At 61.1% G+C, this 24978-nt stretch carries 24 protein-coding genes and 1 pseudogene; 17 read left to right on the plus strand and 8 right to left on the minus strand.

The features are described 5' to 3' along the window. Window positions 1-90: 90 nt before the first annotated feature. Both dapD and Q4577_RS09580 read right to left on the minus strand, forming a co-directional pair. A complete protein-coding gene (gene dapD, locus Q4577_RS09575) occupies window positions 91-918 on the minus strand; it encodes a 2,3,4,5-tetrahydropyridine-2,6-dicarboxylate N-succinyltransferase (RefSeq protein WP_303468347.1) in 828 nt (275 codons plus the stop codon). An 87-nt stretch (window positions 919-1005) separates the two neighbouring features. Then, on the minus strand, window positions 1006-2454 hold the full coding sequence (locus Q4577_RS09580; RefSeq protein ID WP_303468348.1) for an SH3 domain-containing protein: 1449 nt from the start codon (window positions 2452-2454) through the stop codon (window positions 1006-1008). A gap of 136 nt (window positions 2455-2590) precedes the next feature. Here Q4577_RS09580 and Q4577_RS09585 point away from each other — a divergent pair, with 136 nt between their 5' ends. After that, the gene (locus tag Q4577_RS09585; RefSeq protein ID WP_303468349.1) at window positions 2591-3433 is read left to right on the plus strand and encodes a TIGR00730 family Rossman fold protein; all 843 of its coding nucleotides are present in this window, start codon (window positions 2591-2593) and stop codon (window positions 3431-3433) included. 32 nt (window positions 3434-3465) lie between these two features. Here Q4577_RS09585 and Q4577_RS09590 read toward each other — a convergent pair whose 3' ends face one another. Continuing rightward, entirely contained in the window at window positions 3466-3660 is a 195-nt protein-coding gene (locus tag Q4577_RS09590; RefSeq protein WP_244687825.1) for a hypothetical protein, read from the minus strand. A 190-nt stretch (window positions 3661-3850) separates the two neighbouring features. Here Q4577_RS09590 and Q4577_RS09595 point away from each other — a divergent pair, with 190 nt between their 5' ends. The 3 genes from Q4577_RS09595 (at window position 3851) to Q4577_RS09605 (ending at window position 7836) form a co-directional block, all read left to right on the plus strand. Next, a complete protein-coding gene (locus Q4577_RS09595) occupies window positions 3851-6148 on the plus strand; it encodes a xanthine dehydrogenase family protein molybdopterin-binding subunit (protein ID WP_303468352.1) in 2298 nt (765 codons plus the stop codon). Next, the gene (locus tag Q4577_RS09600; protein WP_303468353.1) at window positions 6126-7232 is read left to right on the plus strand and encodes a DUF2235 domain-containing protein; all 1107 of its coding nucleotides are present in this window, start codon (window positions 6126-6128) and stop codon (window positions 7230-7232) included. Before Q4577_RS09595 ends, Q4577_RS09600 begins: the two co-directional genes overlap by 23 nt. 181 nt (window positions 7233-7413) lie before the next feature. After that, entirely contained in the window at window positions 7414-7836 is a 423-nt protein-coding gene (locus Q4577_RS09605; protein ID WP_244687832.1) for a CoA-binding protein, read from the plus strand. Between the two features lie 95 nt (window positions 7837-7931). Here the strand turns inward: Q4577_RS09605 and Q4577_RS09610 are convergent, their stop codons facing one another. From Q4577_RS09610 to Q4577_RS09620, 3 genes are all read right to left on the minus strand, one after another. Next, complete coding sequence (locus Q4577_RS09610) at window positions 7932-8717, minus strand: 3'(2'),5'-bisphosphate nucleotidase CysQ (protein WP_244687834.1); 786 nt, start codon at window positions 8715-8717, stop codon at window positions 7932-7934. After that, on the minus strand, window positions 8704-10050 hold the full coding sequence (locus tag Q4577_RS09615) for a TldD/PmbA family protein (protein ID WP_303468355.1): 1347 nt from the start codon (window positions 10048-10050) through the stop codon (window positions 8704-8706). The genes Q4577_RS09610 and Q4577_RS09615 overlap by 14 nt, the downstream gene beginning before the upstream one ends. A 93-nt stretch (window positions 10051-10143) precedes the next feature. Then, window positions 10144-10614: an OsmC family protein gene (locus Q4577_RS09620; protein ID WP_303468357.1), complete on the minus strand. Its 471-nt coding sequence runs from the start codon at window positions 10612-10614 to the stop codon at window positions 10144-10146. Window positions 10615-10753: 139 nt separating this feature from the next. Between Q4577_RS09620 and Q4577_RS09625 the strand changes: the two genes are divergently transcribed. Next, complete coding sequence (locus Q4577_RS09625) at window positions 10754-11365, plus strand: TetR/AcrR family transcriptional regulator (RefSeq protein ID WP_244687841.1); 612 nt, start codon at window positions 10754-10756, stop codon at window positions 11363-11365. 86 nt (window positions 11366-11451) lie between these two features. Here the strand turns inward: Q4577_RS09625 and Q4577_RS09630 are convergent, their stop codons facing one another. Further along, the gene (locus Q4577_RS09630; RefSeq protein ID WP_303468362.1) at window positions 11452-12966 is read right to left on the minus strand and encodes a DUF2125 domain-containing protein; all 1515 of its coding nucleotides are present in this window, start codon (window positions 12964-12966) and stop codon (window positions 11452-11454) included. 212 nt (window positions 12967-13178) lie between these two features. On the opposite strand from Q4577_RS09630, the gene Q4577_RS09635 reads away from it, so the two are divergent. The 9 genes and pseudogenes from Q4577_RS09635 to Q4577_RS09675 all read left to right on the plus strand — a co-directional run bounded on the left by Q4577_RS09635 (window position 13179) and on the right by Q4577_RS09675 (window position 22086). After that, complete coding sequence (locus Q4577_RS09635) at window positions 13179-13907, plus strand: SDR family oxidoreductase (protein ID WP_303468364.1); 729 nt, start codon at window positions 13179-13181, stop codon at window positions 13905-13907. Beyond that, complete coding sequence (locus Q4577_RS09640) at window positions 13904-14518, plus strand: enoyl-CoA hydratase/isomerase family protein (RefSeq protein WP_303468366.1); 615 nt, start codon at window positions 13904-13906, stop codon at window positions 14516-14518. Before Q4577_RS09635 ends, Q4577_RS09640 begins: the two co-directional genes overlap by 4 nt. Window positions 14519-14807: 289 nt before the next feature. After that, window positions 14808-16199 (plus strand): mechanosensitive ion channel family protein, encoded by a 1392-nt coding sequence (locus Q4577_RS09645; protein WP_303468368.1) that lies wholly within the window; start codon window positions 14808-14810, stop codon window positions 16197-16199. Continuing rightward, window positions 16196-17398 (plus strand): TIGR03862 family flavoprotein, encoded by a 1203-nt coding sequence (locus Q4577_RS09650; protein WP_303468370.1) that lies wholly within the window; start codon window positions 16196-16198, stop codon window positions 17396-17398. The genes Q4577_RS09645 and Q4577_RS09650 overlap by 4 nt, the downstream gene beginning before the upstream one ends. 27 nt (window positions 17399-17425) lie before the next feature. After that, complete coding sequence (locus Q4577_RS09655; RefSeq protein ID WP_303468372.1) at window positions 17426-18601, plus strand: MFS transporter; 1176 nt, start codon at window positions 17426-17428, stop codon at window positions 18599-18601. Between the two features lie 205 nt (window positions 18602-18806). Further along, window positions 18807-19403, plus strand: a pseudogene (locus Q4577_RS09660) (caspase domain-containing protein); the annotation flags it as partial. Window positions 19404-19808: 405 nt separating this feature from the next. Beyond that, window positions 19809-20846, plus strand: a complete 1038-nt coding sequence (locus tag Q4577_RS09665; protein WP_303468430.1) for an extracellular solute-binding protein — start codon at window positions 19809-19811, stop codon at window positions 20844-20846. Between the two features lie 29 nt (window positions 20847-20875). Further along, a complete protein-coding gene (locus Q4577_RS09670) occupies window positions 20876-21166 on the plus strand; it encodes a DUF1330 domain-containing protein (protein WP_303468373.1) in 291 nt (96 codons plus the stop codon). 131 nt (window positions 21167-21297) lie between these two features. Then, window positions 21298-22086 (plus strand): exodeoxyribonuclease III, encoded by a 789-nt coding sequence (locus tag Q4577_RS09675; RefSeq protein WP_303468374.1) that lies wholly within the window; start codon window positions 21298-21300, stop codon window positions 22084-22086. A gap of 3 nt (window positions 22087-22089) precedes the next feature. Here Q4577_RS09675 and Q4577_RS09680 read toward each other — a convergent pair whose 3' ends face one another. Beyond that, window positions 22090-22731 (minus strand): SGNH/GDSL hydrolase family protein, encoded by a 642-nt coding sequence (locus Q4577_RS09680; protein WP_303468376.1) that lies wholly within the window; start codon window positions 22729-22731, stop codon window positions 22090-22092. Window positions 22732-22858: 127 nt separating this feature from the next. On the opposite strand from Q4577_RS09680, the gene trxA reads away from it, so the two are divergent. Genes trxA through Q4577_RS09695 form a run of 3 tightly spaced genes read left to right on the plus strand, consistent with a single transcriptional unit; the run spans window position 22859 to window position 24641 of the window. Further along, entirely contained in the window at window positions 22859-23779 is a 921-nt protein-coding gene (gene trxA, locus Q4577_RS09685; protein WP_303468378.1) for a thioredoxin, read from the plus strand. 26 nt (window positions 23780-23805) lie between these two features. Then, a complete protein-coding gene (locus tag Q4577_RS09690) occupies window positions 23806-24450 on the plus strand; it encodes an LON peptidase substrate-binding domain-containing protein (RefSeq protein WP_244687868.1) in 645 nt (214 codons plus the stop codon). After that, window positions 24447-24641 carry a Trm112 family protein gene (locus Q4577_RS09695; protein WP_244687871.1) on the plus strand — a complete coding sequence of 65 codons (195 nt, stop codon included), beginning with the start codon at window positions 24447-24449 and terminating at the stop codon, window positions 24639-24641. The genes Q4577_RS09690 and Q4577_RS09695 overlap by 4 nt, the downstream gene beginning before the upstream one ends. Window positions 24642-24978 lie beyond the last annotated feature (337 nt).

The following is a 24978-nucleotide window of genomic DNA, read 5'->3' on the forward strand; positions in this document are numbered from 1 at the left end:
TTTGGCAGCGGGAGGGAGCCTCCGGCGGGGATATTTTTGGCCAGATGAAATGCGGAGCCGCGTCGCGAGTGGCGCGGCCCCGACGCGGTCTCAGTCGCGCAAAAGTTCGTTGATCCCGGTTTTGGAGCGGGTGCGCTCGTCAACGCGTTTGACGATCACCGCGCAATAGAGGTTGACGTTGTTCTTGGACGGCATCGAGCCTGCCACAACGACCGAATAGGGCGGCACTTCGCCGTACATCACTTCGCCGGTTTCGCGGTCGACGATCTTGGTCGACTGGCCGATGAAGACCCCCATGCCAAGGACCGAACCTTCGCGCACGATGCAGCCTTCGACCACTTCGGAACGCGCGCCGATGAAGCAATTGTCCTCGATGATGGTCGGGCCGGCCTGCATGGGTTCCAGCACGCCGCCGATCCCGACGCCGCCCGAAAGGTGGACGTTCTTGCCGATCTGGGCACAGGAGCCGACCGTGGCCCATGTATCAACCATGGTGCCTTCGTCGACATAGGCGCCAAGGTTCACGAACGACGGCATCAGCACCACGCCGGGCGCGATATAGGCGGATTTGCGGACAACACAGTTTGGCACGGCCCGGAACCCGGCCGCGCGCCATTGGTTGTCGCCCCAGCCTTTGAACTTGCTGTCGACCTTGTCCCACCAGCCAGAGCCTTGCGGGCCGTTGTCCTGCAGTTCCATGTCCTTGATGCGGAAGCCCAGCAGAACGGCTTTCTTGGCCCATTGATTGACATGCCAGTCGCCGTTGTCCTGGCGCTCTGCCACGCGCAGTTTACCGGAATCCAGCGCGTTCAGCGTGTCTTCGATGGCTTCGCGGGTTTCACCGCCGGTGGTGGGGGTGATTGTGTCGCGGGCGTCCCATGCCGCCTCGATGGCGGTTTCAAGTTGGGCGTTGGACATGGGGAATCTCCATCAGTTGGGCTGTGATCAATGCTGCGCCGCTTTAGATAGGAAAATCGGATGCGGGGCAACCACGGCACAGGCGGCCTAGTCGAACCTGTCGTCACTATTTACCCTTGCGCCGGCAAAAATGTTGGCAAAGCGCGCGCTGATCCAACCGGTCCGCCCAGCGTGATCGAGTTTTAGCCATACCGCTTGATTGTCCGTTGTCACCTGACAGCCGCGGACCCGGAACCTTGTGCCTTCGGGGATTTCGCCAAGTCGCGCTGCCTTGAGCGACGGGGTGGCGCGCATATTGACCGATGTCATGATCGCGGCCTGCCCAAACCTTTGGCGCCACGGCGCATCGTTTGACAGGACATTTGATGCCGGATCGATCATGGGGTGCAGCTGGCCCATGTGGCAGGCGCTAATGTCGGCCAGCAAGGCGTTGGTGGCGAGGCGTTGGACCCTGGTGTCAATGGCACACCATGCGTCATATCCGTTTTCGCTATCAATGCATTCGGGGGGATCGCGCGTGACATCAAGAAAGAGATTGCCCTCGCTGGTGCGCGCCATCAGACAATGTTCGCCCGACCGGAAACTGCCGCGAAACGCGGTGCCGCGATGCGATTTGAAGAAATCGGAAACGGTGCCATTGGGAATTGGGAACAGATCACCAACCATTTCAGTGGCGGTGGTCAATGGGATCTGCGAAATATCGCGCAGTTTGGTGCAGAGTTGATAGACCTGCGCCATGCTGAGCGCGGCGGAGTGCAGCGGCTCTGACAGCGGATCGGTGGACACGGGTATAAAACCCAGATCATAGGCGCGGTCACTGGCCCCGACGTAAAAGAAGCTGTCGGCGGATCGGTGTTTCAGCGCCTCGGCAATCAGCTCTGGTTTGTTCAGCTCGCCGGTCACGATCGTCATATAGGCGGCCATGATGTCATAGGTCAGATCCATCACGGCCTTGACCTGGGCCTGTTGAAACGCCTGGCCATCGGGCAATGCGCCCATGTGAAAGCCGATGCGCCCGCCAACCTCGATAAAGCGGTAGCTGTCAAAATCGTCCAATGTGCGCCGCTCGGACGCCAGCGAAAACGCCAAGGCACAGGCAGACAGGCATTCGGTATCGGCAAGGACATAAACGCCAACGAAATCCGGATCCTGCGAGCCAAGCCGCGCCCCCAGGCTTCTGCCCAATGCGATCCCTTCAAGGAAATTGCCGCCCGGGCTTTCCAGCACCAATTTCCAACCCCAGCCCTTTTTTTGGTCATGCATCCGTTCGACCAGCGCCCAAAGCTTGTCTGTGTCGCCTTTTTCAATCACGCCTGACATTTTGATCACCCAAGGCGCGTCGGACCGTACGGGCCGCGTCGGGCGGCGCAGGTCTGCACGGTTCGCCGGCAGGTCGACATATGCAGAATAAAGTGGGGTCAGTTGCGAGAGGCGCGGCGCAAGATCATCGCGGACCTCAAATGTGGCGGCGAGGGCCGAAAATGGCCAAGCCAGACAGAAAATCAAAGCGGACAACGTAAGTTTCAAACGGTTCATGATTTCTCCCAAGCTTATTTTGCCGAAGCAGCATTGCATCCCGATGGTTGGCACCATTTAATCGCCTTAGGCAATAACAGGTGTTTTTTGAACATCTTACAACGGCGATTGCAACGCATCGCTACAGGAGACGCACATGACCGAACAGCGCCACAGCCCGTTTCGCGACGCCCATGAAGACCGGGAAACGGCGGGGGATATTCCGGATACGCCCCAGACACGTGCGCCGGCCTATCGGTTGGCCTTTGCGGATGATGATTTCCTGTGCCGCGATGAATTGCGCCCGGTCCGGTTGCAGCTGGAGCTGCTGAAACCGGAACTGATGATGACCGAGGCCGGTGTTGAAAGCACCATCGTCCTGTTTGGCGGTGCGCGCATTCCCGAACCCGCGAAAAAGCAGAATGCCCGCACCAAGACGCTGGCGGATCTGTCGCGGTTTTATGAAGAAGCACGGGACTTCGCGCGGATCATGACCGAGATTTCGGCGCAATCAGGCGGGCGTGAAAACGTCGTTGTCACCGGCGGCGGGCCGGGTGTGATGGAGGCGGGAAATCGCGGCGCGATGGAGGCCGGGGGCCAATCCATCGGCTTGAATATCGTTTTGCCGCATGAGCAGGCGCCAAACGAATATGTAACGCCGGGGCTGTGTTTCAATTTCCACTATTTCGCCATTCGCAAGATGCATTTCCTGATGCGGGCCAAGGCGATCTGTGTGTTCCCGGGTGGGTTCGGCACGATGGATGAAATGTTCGAGGCGCTGACGCTGATTCAGACCGGGCGCATGGAGCGCGTGCCGTTTCTGTTGTTCGGGCGCGAATTCTGGGAAAAGATCATCAATTGGGACGCATTGGCCGATGCCGGCACCATTGCTGCCGAAGATCTTGAGCTTTTCCGGTTTGTTGAAACGGCGCAGGAGGCGGCGGATCTGATCGGGAATTGGAAAGCCGCTGGCCTGCGTGACGGGCTGCCGGGGCGTTAAACACCCCGCTCAATCTGGTTGCGAAGTCTGGGTCAGGCCGCCGATTGCGCGGGCAAAGCACAGATTTCGCGCCCATGGGGCAGGGCGGTGACCATATCGCCATGGTCGGTGCGCTTGATGGCATAGCCATAGCCGGCCAGACGATGTTCCCATTCCCGTGCGCTGAGCGCCTTGATGCGTTCCTGTTCCAGAAGTGCCAGAAGCGTGTCGATCTCGGTGGTCTGCATTGTTCCTCTCCCATGTTGGTTCAATGTGTGTACAGTCGGATTGCGGCCTGCATCGCGCGCAATTGCGGCGAATTTGCGCGGGTGTTTTCCTGTTGCCAACCGGCGGTCTGCTTTGGAAATTCGCCCCCCGGCCCGCTGGACAGTCGCGCGGAAACCCCTAGTGTCGGGACAAACATCGACGGAGCGGGAAATGGATAAGTTCGGCAAGAGCCAACCAGTCAAACGGGTTGAGGATGCGCGGTTTCTGACAGGGCAGGGTCGATATGTTGATGATATCGCCCCCGAGAATGCGCTGCATGGGTTTGTATTTCGCTCGCCGGTGGCACATGGCGCGATCACGACGCTGAATGTGGACGACGCGCGCGAGGCCGACGGGGTGCATCTGGTGGTGACACTGGATGATCTGGAGGCGGCCGGCGTGCATGTGGGCATGGCGGGGGCCACTGTGCCCAACCGCGACGGGACGCGCGGCGCCAGCCCGGAACGTCCGGTGCTGGCACGGGGGCGGCTGCGGTTTGTCGGCGAAGCGATTGCAATGATCTTTGCCGAGACCTTGCAACAGGCCAAAGATGCCGCCGAGCTGATCGAGCTGGATTATGATGATCTTCCGGTGTCGCTGGCACTGGACACAGGCGCGCATGACATTCATCCCGAAGCCCCGGGCAATCTGGCCTATGATTATGGCCTCGGGGATGAAGCGGCGACCAATGCGGCCTTTGATGCGGCGGCAAAAGTGGTCTCGCTACAGATCGACGACAACCGCATTATCGTCAATTCGCTTGAGCCACGCGGATGTTACGCCGAGGTCGAGGGCGAGCGGCTGCATGTGGCGATCAATGGACAAGGGGTCTGGGGCGCCAAGGCCTCGATCGCCAAGGCCATGGCGATGGCGCCGGAGCAGGTGCGGATCACCAACCCGGATGTCGGCGGCGGATTTGGCATGAAGGGCATGGATTACCCCGAACATGTGGTCTGTGCCTTTGCCGCACGTGCCCTGGGCCGGCCGGTGCGCTGGATGTCAGAGCGGACCGAAGCGATGTTGAGCGACAATGGCGGACGGGATCTGACCACTCTGGCCGAGATGGCCTTTGACGACGACCACCGGATTTTGGCCTATCGCATCCACACCCGGAACAACCTCGGGGCGTATAATTCCGGCTATGGCCAGCCAATCCAGTCCGAGCTTTTCGCCAAGGTCATGATGGGGGTCTATGATGTGCAGACCGCCTTCATGGGGGTGCGCGGCTATTACACCAACACCACCCAGGTCGATGCCTATCGTGGCGCGGGCCGGCCAGAGGCGATCTACGTGCTGGAACGGTTGATGGACCGGGCGGCGCGGGAACTGAATGTGGACGGCTGGGAGCTGCGCCGCAAGAATTTCATTGCGCCCGAGAAGTTCCCCTATCAGTCGGTGACCGGTGAATTATACGACGTCGGTGATTTCAATCGCGTGCTGTCGCGGGTGGAAACCACCGCGGACCGGGCAGGCTTCCTTGCGCGGCGTGCGCAATCCGAAGCCGCAGGCAAACTGCGGGGTATGGGGCTTTGTTACTATATCGAAAGCATTCTGGGCGATCCTTCGGAAGACGTGAAAGTCGCGTTCGAAGAGGATGGCAGCGTTTCGATGTATGTCGGCACACAATCCAACGGCCAGGGACATGAAACGGTTTACGCCAAATTCCTGTCCGATCAGACCGGCATTCCCGCCGACCGCATTCGTGTGATTCAGGGCGACAGCGATCTGATTGCGCGGGGCGGCGGCACCGGCGGGTCACGTTCGGTGACGACGCAGGCCAATGTCACGCTGACCGCCGTCAGCAATATCGTGGCCGCATTCACGCCGTTTTTGGCGGATACCATGGGCGTCGAGGAGAGCAAAGTGACCTTCGATGACGAAACCTTTCGGGCTGAGGGGTCGAATATGACACCCACCCTGCTGGAGGCCGCCGCATTGGCGCGGGAGGCCGGGCGCGAGGATCTTTTGACCCATGCGGCGCGTTCGAAACTGCCGGGGCGGTCCTATCCCAATGGCGCCCATGTGGCCGAGGTCGAGGTCGATCCCGAAACCGGTGCGATTTCGGTCGACAGATATACGGTGGTCGATGATTTCGGCAATCTGATCAACCCGATGCTGGCAGAGGGCCAAGTGCATGGCGGTGTGGCCCAGGGCATCGGTCAGGCGATCACCGAACGGGTGGTTTTCGATGAAGAGGGCCAGTTGCTCACGGCAACGTTCATGGATTACGGCATGCCGCGTGCGGATAATCTTCCCATGATTGGGTTTGATACGGAACCGGTGCCCTCGACCGCCAATCCCATGGGGATGAAGGGCTGTGGCGAAGCCGGAACAGTGGGCGCGATGGCCGCGATGGGCAATGCGGTGCAGGATGCGCTTTGGGACCGTGGTGTGCGACAGGCAGACATGCCGTTCACGCCGATGCGTGTGTGGAGTATGCTAAAGGATGCGTCTGAGACGGCTGCATAAACAGGTCGCTGGCTGGCTGGCGCGCAAGCTTCGGTTCAAGCAGACCCGGACCGGACCGCGCCGTGGCCAGCGGACCCATGTGATCCTGCTGGATGGCACGATGTCGTCGCTGCGTGACGGGCAGGAAACCAATATCGGCCTGATTTACAAGCTGCTCTGTGATGCGCCGGGTGATCTGTCGCTGTATTATGAACCCGGCGTGCAATTCCCCGACTGGCGCGCGGCCTATGCCGTGATGACCGGCAAGGGGATCAACCGCCAGATCCGGCGGGCCTATGGCTATCTTGCGTCGCGCTATCGCCCCGGCGACCGGATCTTTTTGATCGGGTATTCGCGGGGGGCCTATGCGGTGCGGTCGCTGGCCGGGCTGATTGACCGGGTCGGGCTGGTCACCGCGCGTCATGCGTTGGAACGCAATGTATCCCAGGCCTGGCGCCACTATGAAACCGCCCCTGAAAGCGACACCGCCCGGGCATTTCGCGCCGCCTATTGTCACGACACCGCGCCGATCGAAATGGTTGGGGTCTTTGACACGGTCAAGGCGCTGGGCCTGCGCTTTCCGGTGTTCTGGCGGATGTCGGGGGATCGCCACGCGTTCCACAACCATCATCTTGGCGCGACGGTGCGGCATGGCTTTCATGCGCTGGCGTATGATGAGCGTCGTGCGGCCTATGCGCCGGTGTTGTGGACCGTGCCAGAAGGCTGGACCGGTGGGGTTGAACAGATCTGGTTTCGCGGCAGTCACGGCGACATCGGCGGCCAGCTTGGCGGGTTCGAAGCCGCCCGGCCTCTGTCCAATATCCCGCTGGTCTGGATGCTGGGCAAGGCCGAGGGCTGCGGCCTGATGCTGCCTGATGGCTGGCGCGCCCGGTTCCCGACCGATCCCAATGCGCCCTCGGCCGGGGGGTGGCGGGGCTGGAGCAAGCTGTTTGTGTTTCGCACCGGGCGACGGCGGATGACCGACCCGTCGGAACGGCTGCACCCGACGTTGCAGGATCATCTTGACCGCGCCGAAGGCAATTTCGCCCGTCTGATGGCGGCGTCGCGCGAAATGACCTCTGCCGTGATGCGCCGTAACCTCTGATCGCGGGAAACTCACAAGTCGGTGAGCTTTTCTTTTCTTTTTTCAACTGTGTCTTACGTGTTCATCATGAGACGCAAGGCCGGAACCCTTGCGAGACCTCACTGTCCCTCGTTCCGCACTTGCGCCCAGTTATTTAGCTGGGCGCTTTTTTCTGTGCCCCGGTCGATATAGAAGTATGCCCATGACCTATGCTGACGACGATCTGAAACACATATTGGAACGCACCCGCGTGATTGCCGTGGTGGGGGTGTCGCTCAACCCGGAGCGGCCCAGCCATTATGTGGCGCGCTATCTGGCGCTCAAGGGGTATCGGGTGATCCCGGTCAATCCCGGACATGCCGGTCGGGAATTGTTTGGCGAAGAGATCCGCAGCGATCTGTCTCAGGTGCCAAAAGAGGTCGATATGGTCGACGTCTTTCGCCGGTCTGATGCCGTGCCAGCGATTGCCGATGCGGCTTTGGCGCATCTGCCGAACCTGAAAACCTTCTGGATGCAGATCGGGGTAGAGCATGCTGCCGCCGCTGCAACGCTGCAAAGCCGCGGGGTGGACGTGATCATGAACCGATGCCCGAAAATCGAATATCCGCGGTTGATTGGTGACTAGGGCCCTGACCCTGGCGTGTGCCTGCGGTTTCCACCGGGATCATCCCGTCACAATCATGGCTGTTCCGGTTTTGATGTGAGGTCGGCGTTATTGGCCTAGGCTAATTCTGCCCGCACCGCCGCATGCAACGTGGGGTTGGCGGTCAGCACGCCGGGGCTTTGCGGGGTGTCGGTGTTGAACACCAATTCACTGCCATCGGCGGCGGTGGCCTTGGCCCCGGCTTCTTCGGCAATCAATGTGCCCGCCGCGATATCCCAATGCCAGGTTGCGCGCAGGGTCAGCATGGCGTCAAACCGCCCCTGAGCAATCAGCGCCATGCGATAGGCCAGCGACGGACGAAAGGCGCGGCGCACCTCTGGCGGGGCGACCTTCCAGTGACGGGGTTCAAAATTGGGTTTGGGCGCCATCATATGGGCGCCGGTCAATGCGCTGCGTTGGCCGGTGTGGATCGGGCTGCCGTTCAGGGTTGCCCCGCCACCTTGCTCGGCGGCAAAGATCCGGTCGCGCGCGGGCAGATGGATCACTGCGGCGGTCACCTTTCCGTGGTGGGCAATCGCAATGGAATGCGCCCAGGTGCCAGAGCCTTCGATAAAGCTGCGGGTGCCGTCGATCGGATCAATGATGAACACATCGTCACAATTCAGCCGGGATTTGTCGTCCGGGGTTTCCTCGCTCAGCCAGCCATAACCGGGCCGCGCGCTGCGCAGGATATCATGCAACACATCGTTGACCGCAAAATCGGCTTCGGTGACGGGACCAAGGCCGGGCTTGTCCCAGACCCGCGCCTCGGGACCGGTGAAGGTCAGCGCAACCTCGCCTGCGGCGCGGGCGGCGCGCAACAGAAGGGCGAGGTCGGTTTCCTGACGTTCAGGCCCCGGCAAGTGTCATGCCTTCGATCAAAAGGGACGGCACCACCCGCGACAGATGCGGGCGAGCATCATTGGCGGGGATCAGGCGGGCGAACATGTCGCGCAGATTGCTGGCAATCGTCACCTCGTTCACCGCATGGGTGATCTGGCCGTTTTCGACCCAGACACCAGAGGCGCCACGGGAATAATCGCCGGTGTTGGGGTTGATGGTCGACCCGATCAGTGAGGTGACAATCAACCCGGTGCCCATATCGGCAATCAGATCGGCGCGGCTTTGCGTGCCTTGGGTCAGTGCCAGGTTCCAGTTTGTCGGATGCGGCGGACCAGAGGTGCCGCGCGCTGCATTGGCGGTGCTTTGCATCCCCAGCTTGCGGGCATTGCCAAGATCCAGCGTCCAGCCGGTCAACACGCCTTTGTCGATGATTGCGCGGCGCTGGGTGGCCAGACCTTCGGCATCAAACGGGCGTGATGCGGTGGCGCGGGGGCGGTGCGGGTCTTCGATCAGGCTCAGCGTGTCGGGCAGCACCTGTGTGCCCAACGCGTCGCGCAGGAAGGATGCGCCACGTGCAACCGCACTGCCGGACACCGCAGACATCAAATGGCCGATGATCGAGGCCGAAATGCGTTCGTCAAACAGCACCGGATAGTTGCCGGTGGGTGGTTTGCGCGGGGCCATCCGTTCAACCGCGCGCTGTCCGGCGTTGCGGCCAATATCCTCTGCGGCGCGCAGGTCGGCGGCAAAGGTCCGGCTGTCGCCGTCGTAATCACGCTCCATCGTGAGGCCTTCGCCCGCGATGGCAACACAAGACAGGGAGGATCCGTTGCGGCGATACCCGGCGGAAAATCCGTTGCTGGCGGCCAGATGCACCGCAGTGGCGGAATAGGCGGCAGAGGCGGATTGCACCTGTGTCACGCCGGCAACCGCCATGGCCGCCGCTTCGGCTTCTTCGGCACGCGCTTGCAGCATCGCCGGATCGGGTTCTGCTGCAGGGTCATGTAATTCCAGCGCCCCGGCATCGGTGGAGTGTGCCAATTGGGCGGGATCGGCCAGCCCGATATAGGGGTCTTCCGGCGCTTCACGCGCCATGGCGACCGCCCGTTCCGCCATCGCGGCCAGGGTTTCCGGCCGGGTGTCCGAGGACGAGACATTGGCCTGTCGCTGCCCCAGCAGAACCCGCAGGCCGATATCGGTGCCTTCGGCCCGTTCGGCCTGTTCCAATGCGCCGCTGCGCACGTCGACATTCAGCGAGGTGCCGGTCATGGCGATGGCATCAGCGGTGTCGGCGCCGGCGGCGCGTGCGGCGGCAAGCAGCGCCTCGGTCAGGTCTTGCAACGATTGCGGCATGTCAGTCTCCTTGGACGGCAGAGGTAAAGTGCCGCGACCGCCTGTGCAAGGCCATGCCAGAGGCCGGCCTGCAACTGATTTCACGTCCCGGGGTCAGACTTCGATGAATTGCGGGGCGTAATCGACCGGGAAATTCACCGAACGGGCAATGAAACAGACCTTGTGGATCTCATGATGGATCGCCTCGGCCCGGGCCAGATCTGTGCCGATCGGTACCTCGATCCGGGGGTGCAGGGTGGCCCGAACAAAACGACCGGCGCCGTCGGGCGTGCTTTCCCCCTGTCCGATTGGCGTGTCGGTATAGGCCTGAACCGCGATCCCGGCCTCGGATGCCAGGTGCAGATACCACAGCATGTGACAGGCCGAGAGCGCGGACAGCATCAAATCTTCCGGGTTCATCAGGGTCGGATCGCCGCCCAGCATCGGGTCGTTGGAACAATGCACCACCGGTTTGCCCGGCGCGGCGATGTCCCAGGTGCGGTCATAGGCGCGGTAAGCGCTGGTGCCGCTGCCGCGGTTGCCGGTCCAGGAAATGGCGGTGGTGAAATCATGGTGTTTGGCCATTGGGCGCCCCCCTTGGATTATGTCGTGACCACAATGGCGCAGCGCGCCGCAGTGGCAAGGGCCGAGATTGACCGGGGCGGGGGGTGTGGGGGTCAACAGCGTATTGCACAGCGCCGGGTCGGCCGTTAGGATTCCATGGATGCAAGATCCACAACTGGACCCCCGCAAGACCCCGCGCCAGGCCCGCAGCCGCAAGACCTGTGATGCGATATTGCGCGCCGCCGCAGAGATTCTGGCCAAATCCGGCCAGCGCGGATTGAACACCAATCACGTGGCGCAAAAGGCCGGGGTGTCGATAGGCTCGCTTTATCAATACTTTCCCAACAAGCAGTCCATCGTTGTCGCCTTGATCGGCGACCGGCGGCAGGCGGTGTTTGATGATATGGACAGGGTCGCGCAAGCGCAGGAGGGCGCGGGGCTGGCCGAGATCATTCGCGCCATGACGGCAGTGCGCCTGCGGCATGGGTTTGATCGCCCGGCTCTGGCTGCGGCGCTGGAGCGGGCCGAAGCGGAATTGCCGCCCGATCCGGCGTTGCGGCAACAAAAAACCCGGGAACAGGCGCTGATCGTGGCGGTTTTGGCGGAACATTACGTCGACGACCCCGAAACCGTGGCGCGGGATGTGCTGGCGATTGGGGATGGCATGAGCAGCGCGGCGATTGCCGCAGGCGAGGCCGACGCCGATGCGCTGATGGCGCGGGTCGATCGTTCGGTCACCGGATATCTGAGCGGCGTGCCGGTCGGGACCTAAGCGCGCGTTTCAAAACTTGGCGGACCCCGAAAAAAGGGCGCACCTTGCGGCGCGCCCTGAATGTTGGTGTCGAAAATGGGGCGCGCTTATTGAATGCGCTGACCATTGGCCAGGACATGGCCCTGTTCGTTCACTTCGATTTTGGACTTCAACACGTCATCCCCGGCAGTCACCGCAAACATGCCCATCATCATCCGTGCGCCCATGGCCTGCTCCTCAGGAACGATGCCCATGGCGACCAGCTTGTCGATCAACGCATTTGCGCCGGTCAGCTCTGCATTCACCTCGCCCAGCGGGCGCGGCATGCCACCAAAGGTTTGCAGATCGGAATTATCAAAGGTGAAGGCCCCCGATCCGGTCAGAACCGCGCCAACCGCGTCAATCACCAAGGAATTCAGCGTCAGCTCGTGCAATTCGGCCGGCATGTCCGACATGGCCATTTCTTCGGCTTGTTCAGGGTCAAACAGGTCAAACAACATCCGCGCCTTGCCGGTCAGGTCGATCTTGATGGTGGCGGGATCACGCGGCAATTGTGCGCCGGAATCAAAGATGTTCCAGATCAGATCATTCATCACAAAGTTGCCGAGGGTGATGCCTGCGGCCACATCTGCGGGTTCGTCGCTTTTGGAAACGGGCAGGGCAATGTTGCCGCCCAGTTCGTCAGCCTTCAACGCGATGGGGAAGGGGATGTCGCCGCCCTGCATCTGCACGTCATAATCATCGACCAGGAAGTCATAGGACCAAGCCTGTGGCGTCATTGCCATGTTGAACACGCCGCCCGCCGAAGATGAGGCAAAGTTGACCGCGTCGCCGTGTTCGACAAAGTTGAACTGCGTATTGCCGCTGTCGTAAGAAAATTCACCGTCGATATCCATGACCTGCAACAGCGCTGTGGGATCTTCGGGATCAATTTCCAGCGGCAATTTGCCTGTGCTGCCATAGCTCAGGCCTTCCAGCCCGCCCTTGAACAGCATTGTGTTTTCGGCATTGTCGGGGTCGCGTCCGGCAAAATCATAGCTCACGCTATCAATAGACATGGTTTGGGCGATGTCGCGCATCTCGTCGGTTTTGATCGCCGATTGCCCGCTCAGCCCGGTCAGGACCAGCGCGCCGCGGAACACCTCGGCCGGGACATTGTCACCATCGGCAATCAATTCGGCCAAAGACACCTTGGTCGAGGTCGCGGAATAGACCCAGGTCGTGTCATTGGGGGCACCGGACACTTTCATGTCCAGACCGTCGGTTTCATAGCGGATTGTGGCGGTCACCGGGTCGGCGTAATTGTCGACATCCAGCACCACATTCATATCCGCAGGCCAGGCCACATCGACCGCGCCGCCATCCTGGGTCAGGGTGATTTCCGGCATCTTGACAGTGGCGGATGTGTTCGCCTCTGGAATGGGGATCGACATCACGATTTCTGACAGGGTCAGCGTGTCGCCCGACGTGTTTTCGGTGGCGGTCACGGTATAACCGTAGCCTTCCATATAGCCTTTGAGATCGGCCCAAACCTGATCAGGGGTCACATCTGCGGCGGCGGACTGCACCAGGGCCAAAGTGGCCAGTGCCGTTGTTCCGGTTAGTTTTTTCCAAGATGACATAATCAATGGACCTTTCATGTGAATGACTGCCGCAACTTCACTTGCGTGGATTTATTGGTCAAGGGGGGCATTCCTTACCTTTGTTGGGGTGTCGGCGTTTTCCCGCGCGGCCGGACGTTGCTGGACCTGTTCCACCCTTGGGGCTAGGTAAGTGTCAAACGAGATTTGGCAAGAGGTTCGATATGACGCAAGTGATGAGTGGGAAATGCGTGATGATCACCGGAGCAAGCCGGGGCATCGGTGCCGCCGCCGCACGCGAATTTGCGGGTGCCGGGGCAAAGGTAGTTCTGGTCGCGCGGAGCGAGGAAAGCGTTGCTGATCTGGCGGGGGAAATTGGCCCCGATGCCCTGGCCGTGCCCTGTGATGTCAGCCGCTACTGGGAGGTCGAGGCCGCAGTGCGTGCGGCGGTGGAAACCTTTGGCCGGTTGGATGTGCTGATCGGCAACGCCGGGGTGATCGAACCGATTTCGCTGCTGGCCGAGTCCGATCCAGAGGGCTGGAGCCACGCGATCGACATCAACCTGAAGGGGGTCTACCACGGTATGCGCGCGGCGATGCCGGTGATGGTCGCGGCGGGCGGCGGTACGATCCTGACGGTGTCGTCCGGTGCGGCGCATGCCCCGATGGAGGGGTGGAGCCACTATTGCGCGTCCAAGGCCGGGGCGGCGATGTTGACCCGCAGCGCCGATATGGAAGGCCGCGATCACGGCATTCGCGCCATGGGGCTGTCCCCGGGTACGGTGGCGACGCAGATGCAGCGCGACATCAAGACAAGCGGGATCAATGCGGTCAGCGAATTGGACTGGTCCGATCATATCCCGCCGGAATGGGTGGCCAAGGCTTTGCTTTGGATGTGCCTTCCCGAAGCGGATGCGCATCTTGGGGATGAGTTGAAGCTGCGGGACGAAGCTTGGCGGCGTCAGTTGGGGCTGATTGCGTGATCGAGGTCACGCGCGACGGTGGTTTCTGGCTGGTGACGATCAACCGGCCCGACAAGGCCAATTCACTGACACCCGAGATGTTGGAGGATCTGGTCAAAATCGCCGAAAGCGCGGCTGAGGCGAAGGTGTTTGTCCTGACGGGCGCGGGCAAGGTGTTTTCCGCCGGGGCGGACCTTGACGCGGCCAAGGCCGGGCTGGCGGTGTCCGATGTCTGGGAACGTCTGTCCGGCGCGGTTGCGGCATTGCCGGGGCTGACGATTGCGGCGTTGAACGGCACCCTGGCGGGGGGCAGTTTTGGCATGGCGCTGGCCTGTGATCTGCGGATTGCCGTGCCCGGCGCGCGGTTCTTTTACCCGGTGATGAAACTGGGCTATCTGCCGCAACCGTCGGATCCGGGCCGTTTGGCGGCATTGGTCGGGCCGTCGCGGGCCAAGCTGATCCTGATGGGCGGGGCCAGGGTTTCGTCTGATGAGGCGCTGGCCATCGGGCTGGTGGATCGCATCGTCGCGCCCGAGAGTTTGATGGATGAGGTGCGGAGCCTGGCCGCCGACACCCTGGCCGCCAAACCCGAAATTGCCACAGGCATAAAGCGGATCTGTGCCGGGGTGTAACTGGTTGCGGCCCACGCCATGATCCCGGGGGCGGGATCGTCCCCCAAGCCCAAGCAGCCGGGTAAATTGGGGGCCAGCCCCCAAACGGCAGGGTTAGTTGGGGGCCAGCCCCCAAACCCCCGGGATATTTACCCCAAGAAGAAAGCCGGATCGGGACCTGATCGGGTGCGGTTTGCCGTTACCGCCGCGCTGCGCGCATTTGCAGGGCTGGATCACTTGCTTCCGTGAACGGGGCGGGGCATCACAGAGCAATATCTGTGGCTGGGGCCTAGGGACGTGGAGTTGGTGAATGGAATTTGATCTCGCAAATCAGCCGGAGATAGTGCAGCAGGCTGCGGGCTATGCGCTTCAGGGGTGGGATCTGGCGATGTCCTGGCTGTTGAGCCCAGAGGCCTGGTCGCAATTTGCCTTGCTTTTGGTGGCCTGGTTTGCGGCCCGCTATGCCAACAAGAAGTTGCAGCCGCTGTTGCAGCGCTGGTTGACTCCACCCGAAGGCCATTTGGGCTTTTTGACCAAGGCGCGGCTTTTTGTTCTGCAATTCCTGCCGCTTTTGCTGCCGCTTCTGGCCTATGGGTTCACCGGGATTGGCGAAAGCGTGGTGCGGTCGATCTTTGACAGCGGTGCGGTCATCGCCTTTGGCAAGCGTCTGTTCCTGTTCCTGGCGGTGCGCACTCTGGTGCGTGACATCATTGCGGATCCGCTGTTCAAGATGCTGGGCAAATATGTATTGGTGCCGGTTGCCGGGCTTTATGTGCTGGGTTTGCTGGATCTGGTGCAGGCCAAGCTGGCGGATACCGTCGTGCCCCTGGGCAATCTGTCGTTTTCGGTGTTGTCGCTGGTGCAATTTGTCATCGTGGGCGGCATCATTTTCTGGTTCGGCCGCTGGTCCAAAGATCAATCGGCGGCTCTGATCCACAAACAAGAGGACATGCGCCCCGCCACCCGGCAGTTGGCTGAAAAGGCCGCGGAAATCGCAATTTTCGGCGTCGCGTTCCTTGTCTTCATGAATATCATGGGCATTCCGCTGACCTCGCTTGCGGTACTGACGGGGGCGCTGGGCGTCGGGATCGGGTTCGGTCTGCAAAAGATTGCGTCGAATTTCATATCTGGCGTGATCCTTCTGCTCGAAGGGCAGGCGACCGTGGGCGATTACGTCGAACTGGACGGTGGTGAGGCTGGCACCATCATCAAGATGACCGCCCGCGCCGCCATTCTGGAAAGCTTTGATGGCCGCTGGATTGTTGTTCCAAACGAGGATTTCATTGTCACCCGCGTGGTGAATTATTCCGATCAGGGCAGCGCAAACCGCTATGAGGCGCCGTTTTCCGTCAGCTATGATACCGATATCAATCTGGTGCCTGATATTATTGAAAAGGCCGTATCGACCCACCCCCGCGTGTTGGATGAGCCCTATCCGGCGGATTGCGAATTGCGTGGGTTTGGCGATAGTGGCATTGATTTTGCAGTGGAATTCTGGGTCAACGGGCTGGACGACGGGCCGAACAAATTCACCAGCGATGTGCTGTTCCTGATTTGGAACGCGTTGAAGGACAACGGAATTGAAATTCCCTATCCGCATCGTGTGATCGAGGTGAAGGGGGATTTGGGCGCCTTGGCGCCAGCCGCCAAACCCGAACGCGCCAGGCCCAAGAAGCCCAAGGCCGTGACCCGAAAGGTATGAGAGTTCCGGCGCTGGTGATTGGCGGCGGCCCCGCCGGATTGATGGCAGCAGAGATGCTGGCCGAGGCGGGGATTGGCGTTCTATTGGCAGAGGCCAAACCGTCACTGGGGCGCAAATTCCTGATGGCGGGCAAGTCCGGGTTGAATTTGACCCGTGATCAGCCGTTTGCGGCGTTTCTTGCAGCCTATGGCACAGGGGCCGCGGCGCTGCGCCCGATGCTGGATGAATTTGGCCCGTCTGATGTGATGGCTTGGGCCAAAGGACTGGAGCAGACGCTGTTCACCGGGCCAACCGGTCGGGTGTTTCCGCAGGTCATGAAAGCCTCGCCTTTGCTGCGCAGCTGGTTGGCGCGCCTCCAGGACATGGGGGTAGACCGCCGCACGCGTTGGCATTGGCTGGGCTGGGACGGCGCGGTGGCGCTGTTCGAAACACCCGAAGGACGGGTCGAGGTTACGGCCGATGTCACCGTCCTTGCGCTGGGCGGGGCGAGTTGGGCGCGGCTGGGATCGGATGGTTCCTGGGCCGGGATGCTACAGGCCGAGGGGGTGAGCGTCGCGCCGTTCAAACCTGCCAACATGGGGTTGAGCGTGGATTGGTCGCCGCATATGGCCACCCGGTTCGGCATGCCGGTCAAGGGCGTGGCCTGGCATGCCGGTGCGTGTGTCAGCCGGGGCGAAGCGGTGATTTCCCAACGCGGGTTGGAGGGCGGCGGGATTTATACCGTCGCCGCCGCAGTGCGCGATGGCGCGCGCCTGACGGTCGATCTGGCGCCGGATGTGGCGCAGGATGTGCTGGCCGATCGGTTGGCCAGACCGCGCGGCAAGATGTCAGCCGCCAATTTCCGCCGCAAGGCCGCGCGCCTCGATGGTGTTCAACAGGCGCTGCTGATGGAATTTGCCCGCCCCTTGCCCGCTGATCCAGCGGCTTTGGCCAGGCTTCTCAAATCCTTGCCGGTCACCCACGCCGGGCCGCGCCCGATGGACGAGGCGATCTCGACCGGCGGCGGCGTGACCTTTGACGCTTTGTCACCGGCGTTGGAATTGCGCGCAAGGCCGGGGGTGTTTGTGGCCGGCGAAATGCTGGACTGGGAGGCACCGACAGGCGGCTATCTCTTGACCGCCTGTTTGGCGAGTGGCCGCTGGGCCGGACAGGCCGCAGCACGGCACGCGGCGGCTTGCCACGGGTCCAACACCATGTAATGCATCACCGGAATTGGGGGATGTGTCATGAATACCGGTTTGATCCTGTTGACGCTGAGTTATGTCTTCAGCCAGTTTTTTCGGTCGTTTCTGGCGGTGATGGCCGATGTGCTGGAACGCGACATCGGGGCGCGGCCGGATGATCTCGCGACGGCGTCGGGCATCTGGTTTTTGGTCTTCGCGGCGATGCAGATCCCGGTTGGGGCCGCTCTGGACCGGTTCGGTCCCCGGCGGACATCGGCGGTCTTGTTTCTGATCGGCGGGGCTGGTGGCGCGGCGGCCTTTGCGCTGGCCCAAACGCCGCTGCATGTGATGTTGTCCATGGGATTGATCGGCATGGGGTGCTCCCCGGTGTTGATGGCGTCTTACTACATCTTTGCGCGCAATTACCGGCCAGAGATCTTTGCGTCGCTTGCGGCCCTGGTCTTGGGGGTGGGCACCCTGGGCAATCTGGCGGGCACCGTGCCGCTGACGCTGCTGGTCGAAGCCATCGGTTGGCGGGAAACCCTCTGGGCGCTTGCGGCCCTGGCGGGGGCCATTGCGGTGGGATTGCATTTCACTGTCCAGGACCCACCCCGGGTGGAAACCACCAAAAAAGGGTCGGTGCTGGATCTGCTGCGCATCCCGGCCCTTTGGCTGATCTTTCCGATGATGTTCGTCAATTATGCCGCCGCCGGGGGGCTGCGCGCCCTGTGGATTGGTCCGTATTTGCGGGATGTTCATGGCTTGACGGCGGGGGCGATTGGCTTTGCCACGCTGATCATGGGGGTTGCGATGATTGCCGGCACTTTTGCCTATGGTCCGTTGGACCGCTGGCTGGGCAGCCGGAAATGGGTGGTGCTCGCGGGCAGCGCCCTCGGGCTGTGCGGGACCGTGACGCTTTGGCTTTGGCCACAGCCGACGATGGTACTGTCGGTGGCCCTGTTCTGTGTTGTTGGCTTTTTCGGCATGGCCTTTCCGATAATCCTCGCCCATGGGCGCAGTTACGTGCCGCCGCATCTGGCCGGGCGGGGGGTGAGCTTGCTGAACCTGTTTGGCATTGCCGGGGTGGGCCTGTCTCAGGTGGTGACGGGCCGGGTGCAGGAGATCGCAACTCAAACCGGCACAATCGCCGAAAGCTATGCCCCGGTCTTTGCGGTCTTTGCTGCGCTGACGCTGGCTGGCATGCTGCCCTATCTCTTCAGCCGTGATCGTCTGGATTGATCCCGTCCAATCCTTCTTCTGTTCAAAAATATCCCGGGGGAGGCCAAAGGCCGGGGGCAGAGCCCCCATTTGCCACCCCGCGCCCCAATCTTCGGGCTTTGATCAGGCTGCCCTGCCGGGTTAGGGTTCCCCCATCTCGGCGGATTGAAAAACGGGGCGCGGCATGCGGTTTTGGATATTTGTGTTCGGATTTTTGGCATTTGCAATGCCGGTACAGGCGGCAAAGTTGGCCTTTGTTCTGGGCAACGAAAATTATGGCCAGCTCAGCGATCTGCGCAATGCGCATGAAGATGCCCGCGCCTATAGCGAGGCTTTTGGCGATCTGGGCTATGCCGTTTCCTATCACCAGGATCTTGACCTTGGCGATACGATTGATGCGCTCGACAGCTTTCTCAACCGGATCTCCTTCGGGGATGAGGTTGTCATCGTCTATTCCGGCCATGGCTGGAGCGACGGGGCCACCAATTACCTGATCCCGACAGACGCACCGCGCCAGGGCAGTGACCGGGTGTTGGAACGTCGGTCCATCGCATTGAAAAATGGCTTGAACGGCATTCTGGACGAGGTCGAGGCCGCCGGCGCTTCGCTGACGGTGGCGATTATTGACGCCTGTCGCAACAATCCGTTTGAACCGCCCGCCGGGCGCAAGAGTATCGGCATGACCCGTGGTCTGGCCCCGGTCAAGGCAGCCACCGGCACCTTTGTGATCTTTTCCGCCGGGGAAGGGCAAGAGGCGCTGGACCGTTTGCCCAGCGATCCGCCGGGCGCGCAGATGTCGGTGTTCACCCGCACGTTCCTGCCGCAATTGAAGCGCGGTATCTTCCTTGAAGATGCCATTGCCAAGGCCCAGGTGGAAACCGCCCGGCTGGCGCTGGATTTCGATGGCCACCTGCAACATCCCGCTTATTACGACCAGACTTTGGGATATACCTGCCTGACCGAGGATTGCGGCACAGCCACTGCGGCGGTGGTACAACCAGAGCCCGACTCACTTTGTGATTTGCTCTACGCCGAGGCCAAAGGCGCCCCAAGTTGTTTTGCCTTTGACGGTTATTTGCAAAGCTGCGGCACGCATCCCTTTCGCGGCAATGCCGAGGCTTATCTGAAACGCAATTGCCAGGTTCAGGTTGCCGCCGTCGCCCCGCCCAATGTGCAACCAGAGCCGCAGCCAAAGGCCGTGGTCACACCACCCACGTCCGACATCACGATGTCGAAATCGCTGAACCTGGTCAGCTGGGGGGGCGCCTATCAGGGGTCTCAGCAAAGAGCATATACCACCCCTTATGCTGATAAAAATGCCGGTCTTTCGATCACTTGGCACGAAAATTCGTTTGAGGCCGTGTCACTGTTGTCAAAGGCCAGGGCCGCAGGAAATGACCTTGGGTGGGATCTGGTGGATGTGGTGGCCACCGATGCCATTCGGCTGTGCGACAAGGGATTGGTGATGGAAATCAACCCGGATGCATTCCTCGCGCCCGCCCCGGATGGCAATTCTGCCTCCAGCGATTTTGGTCCCTTTCTGGTTTCGGACTGTGTGATTCCACAGATCGTCTATTCCTCTGTTGTGGCCTATCGCACCGATCTGGTGGGCAACCGGCCCCCGCGTGATATCTGTGCGTTGTTTGATCTGGACGGCTATCCCGGCAAACGCGCGCTGGAAAAGCGTCCGAACAACAATCTGGAATGGGCGCTGCTGTGTGATGGCGTGCCACATAGCGACATTTATGATGTGCTGGCCACCAATGCCGGACAGCGGCGGGCGCTGGCGAAACTCGACACGATCAAGGATCATGTGATCTGGTGGCAGGCCGGGGCCGAGACGCCGCAGCTTTTGGCCGATGGCGAGGTGGTCATGGGGTCCAGCTGGAATGGGCGGTTCTTTTCGCTGATCGAAGAGCAACAGCAACCGGTTGCCATGTTGTGGGATGCCCAGGTGTTGGATTTGGATGTCTGGGTCATTCCAACCGGTTTGTCCGCGGAACGTCTGGCGCGGGTGCGCGATTTCCTGTGGTTTGCCACGGATACCCAACGTTTGGCGGATCAGGCAAAATACATTCCCTATGGCCCCGCGCGTGCGTCATCGGCTGAATTCGTGGGCTTTCATGCCGATCTGGGGGTCGACATGGCCGCCCATATCCCCACCGCCCCGGCGAATATGCGCAATGCCTTTGTCTACAATTACGAATTCTGGGCGCGGCATACTCTGGATCTGAATGATCGGTTTGCGGCCTGGCTGGCCGAATGACAGGCCCGCACAACCAAAGGAACTGACCAATGCCCAAAGGCTATATCATTGCACATATCACGGTGCATGACCCCGAAACCTACAAGGAGTATATCCGCCGGGACACCCCCATATTGGCGGCCTCTGGCGGGCGTTTCATCGTGCGCGGCGGTCAATCCAGGGTGGTCGAGGGCGACAGCCAGGAACGCCATGTGGTGTTGGAATTCCCAAGCTATGCCGCCGCGCTGGCGGCCTGGGATGACCCGGAATATCAGGCGGTCGCAGAGATCCGCCGTGCCTCTGCCGAGGGGAGTTTCGTGATTGTCGAAGGGGCGGAATAACAGGGGTCTGCAAACAGGCTGACCAAAGGAAACCGCCGGTTTCGGGTCCGTTTTGCGGCCAATGGCTTGTATCCTGATGGGGCCGGGGGCATTGTCGCGCCCGATCCATTCCCCAGCCGGAGCCGCTGCGCATGTCTTTTTCCCTTGCCACCTGGAACATCAATTCCGTGCGACTGCGCGCCCCGCTTGTGGCGCGTTTGCTGGGCGAAGAAGCGCCGGATGTGCTGTGCTTGCAGGAATGCAAAAGCCCGGTCGACAAGATCCCGGTCGATGTCTTTCAGGAACTGGGTTACGCCCATATGGTTGCGCGCGGCCAGAAGGGCTATAACGGTGTGGCGATCCTGTCGAAACTGCCGATCACCGATGTCGGCGGCCGGGATTTTGCGGCACTGGGCCATGCCCGCCATGTGGCAGGGCAGTTGGAAAACGGTGTGACCATTCACAATTTCTATGTGCCCGCGGGTGGTGACAAACCTGACCGCGCGGTGAACGAGAAATTCGGTCAGAAACTGGATTACCTGACAGAGATGCGCGATTGGTTTCATGCCGAGACACCCGAAAAGGCGATCCTTGTCGGGGACCTGAACATTGCGCCGCGCGAAGATGACGTTTGGGACCACAAGAAATTGCTGAAAGTGGTGTCGCACACCCCGATCGAGGTCGAGCATCTTGCCCAGACCCAGGAGGCTGGCGGTTGGGTGGACATCACCCGCAAGGATATTCCGACCGGCAATCTCTATAGCTGGTGGTCCTATCGCTCGCCCGATTGGGACAATGCGGACAAGGGCCGGCGGCTCGATCATGTTTGGGCAACGCCGGATATCGCCAATGCGGGTCATGACAGCCGGGTGCTGCGCGCGGTGCGTGGCTGGGAAAAGCCCAGCGATCACGCCCCGGTTTTTGCCAGTTTTGACCTCTGACCCTCAGGTCAGATCAGCAATCACCTTGGCCAATGCGTTCCCAAGCAACTGATGGGCATCGGCTTCGAAATGCACGCCGTCGACATCGCTGGTTTCGATCACTGATCCGGCGTCGAAAAACCCCACGCCACGCGCCTTGGCCAATTCGGCCAGCGCCGGGGCGAGGGTCGGGCCATGCGCTGCGGCGCCGATGAATTCCCCCCGGAGCGGGCCAACCTCCTTGACCGCGGGCGGGCAGATCAACAGGATTTTCATGTTGGGGTGATGGGGGCTCACGTCGCGGTGCAGCGCATGATCCAGCAGCCCGGCAATACCGGCCACAATGCGCGGGGCGCTGGGAAAAAACCGGGTTTTCAGATCGTTGGTGCCCAACATGATGGTCAACACATCCACAGGCTTGTGTGACGCCAGCGCGATTTTCAACCCCAGAGCGCCGTTCATATGCGGGCCCATGATCGGATCTGAAATCGCTGTCGTCCGCCCCGGCAGGCCTTCTTCGATCAGCGCCCATCGTGGGCCCAATGCCGATGCCATCACCCGGGGCCAGCGGATGGTCGGCTTGAACCGACGGGATTCGCCGGTCGTGACAATCGGTTTGGTTCCATGGGTGTTGGAATCGCCGTAGGTCATCACGGTGCGCGTCATCTCTTGCCCTTTCAATATCCTCGCCGCCAATGCTAGATAGCCGCCAACCACAGGTAAACCGCCGTTTTGCGTTGTATGCGCCGCGGCAACGCCCATATCAGGCGAAACCCATTTGAAGGAGCGGATCATGCTGGAATTCGGCCAAGCCCAGAACAATGCCCCCGCGGGCGGTGCGTTGATCAAAGACGTCACAGAAGCGGACTTCATGGCCGAGGTTGTCGAAGCCTCGATGAAAGTGCCGGTGATCGTCGATTTCTGGGCGCCATGGTGCGGCCCGTGCAAGACGCTTGGCCCGATGCTGGAGGCTGCGGTGACCAAAGCCAAAGGCGCGGTGCAGATGGCCAAGGTCAATGTGGACGAGGCGCAATCCATCGCCGGCCAGTTGCGGGTGCAATCCATCCCGACGGTCTATGCGTTTTGGCAGGGCCAGCCGATTGACGGTTTCCAGGGCGCGGTGCCTGAATCCGAAATTCAGGCTTTTGTGGAACGAGTGGTCGCGGCCGGTGGTGGCGATGCCAGCGGCGGATTGGATGAGGCGCTGGAGGCGGCCGAGGAAATGCTGGAACAGGGCGCGGCGGTTGATGCGGCCCAGACGTTTTCCGCAATCCTTGGCGAAGAGCCGACCAATGCCAAAGCCTATAGCGGTTTGGTGCGTTCGCATATCGCGCTGGACGATCTGGAGCAGGCCGAGGCGATCCTGAACGGTGCCCCGGCCGAGATTTCCAAAGCGCCTGAGCTGGAGGCGGCCTTTGCCCAGCTGGAGCTGGCGAAACAGGCGGCAGGTGCCGGCCCGCTGGACGATCTGCGCGCGGCCGTGGCGGCCAGTCCCGATGACATGCAGGCGCGGCTTGATCTGGCCCAGGCGATCTATGCCGCGGGCGACGCCGAAGGCGCGGTTGCCGAATTGCTGGAAATGTTCCGCCGTGATCGTGAATGGAACGACGGCGCCGCCAAGACGCAGATGTTCACGATTTTCGACGCATTGAAGCCAAATGATCCGGTTGTTTTGAACGGTCGCCGCAAATTGAGCTCGATGATATTTGCCTGATCGTTTTTGGGGGCTAGGTTAGGGGTATGATCAAAGCTGCCGACCTCCCCGATACTCTCCCGGTGTTTCCATTGCCCGGGGCGCTTTTGCTGCCCCGGTCGCGATTGCCGCTGCATATTTTTGAACCGCGATACCTTGCCATGATCGAGGATTGCATGAAAACGCCGCAGCGGCTGATTGCGATGGTGCAGCCGAACCCCGGCCCGGAAAGCAAGGACGGCCGCCTGCATTCCATTGGCTGTGCCGGGCGATTGACCCAGTTTTCCGAAACCGAGGACGGGCGATATATGATCACCCTGACCGGGATCTCGCGGTTTCGGATCAAGCGCGAGGTCGACGGGTTTTCGGCCTATCGGCGCTGTGATGTGGATTGGAGCGGCTTTGACCGCGATCTGGGCCATGCAGAACATGATGCCGGTCTGGATCGGGCGCAGTTCATGACGCTGCTGAACCGGTTTTTCGAGGCCCGTTCGCTTGAGGCGGATTGGGAAACCATGCGTGATGCGGACGAAGAGCTGTTGATCAACTCGCTCTCCATGCTGCTTGACCTGTCGCCAGAGGACAAACAGGCGCTGCTGGAGGCGCCTTCGCTTGCGACCCGTCGGGAAACGCTTGTCACGCTGATTGAATTTGCCCTGCGGGGCGGCGCATCCGAGGATTTGATGCAATGAATGACACGCCTGCCAAGACCGATACCTTTGACCGCCGGATGCTGGAGGCGCTGGTGTGCCCGCGCACCCAGGAACCGTTGAGTTTTGATGCAGAGCGTCAGGAATTGGTCTCGAAGAAGGCGGGGCTGGCCTTTCCGATCCGCAACGGCATTCCGGTGATGCTGGTGGATGAAGCGCGGGTGATCGAATAGCCGATCCTGACGAAAAATGGGGCCCCGAAGGGCCCCAGTGACTGCTGCTCGTGGTTCTTGGCCTGTTTCTTGTTGGTCGTGTGAACAGGTCTGAACGTTATCTGAGTATTCGGTCGTCCGGGTGCACGTCCGGGGTCGAACACGCGGCGATACCCCCATTGGGGTACAGCTGCACATTGCCCGGCCGCGCAGAATATGCGCCCCTTGCGGATGCCCCGCCAGATTTGGAGATTTAGCGGAGATATTGTCGCAGTATCGAAAGCTTGCGCCATATATAGCAAAAAGACGCCGAATCAGTCAACGATTACCTGATTCGTTTTTGCGATTCGCTGATGAT

This window comes from Marinovum sp. 2_MG-2023 (assembly GCF_030548265.1).
Taxonomy (GTDB): Bacteria; Pseudomonadota; Alphaproteobacteria; order Rhodobacterales; family Rhodobacteraceae; genus Marinovum.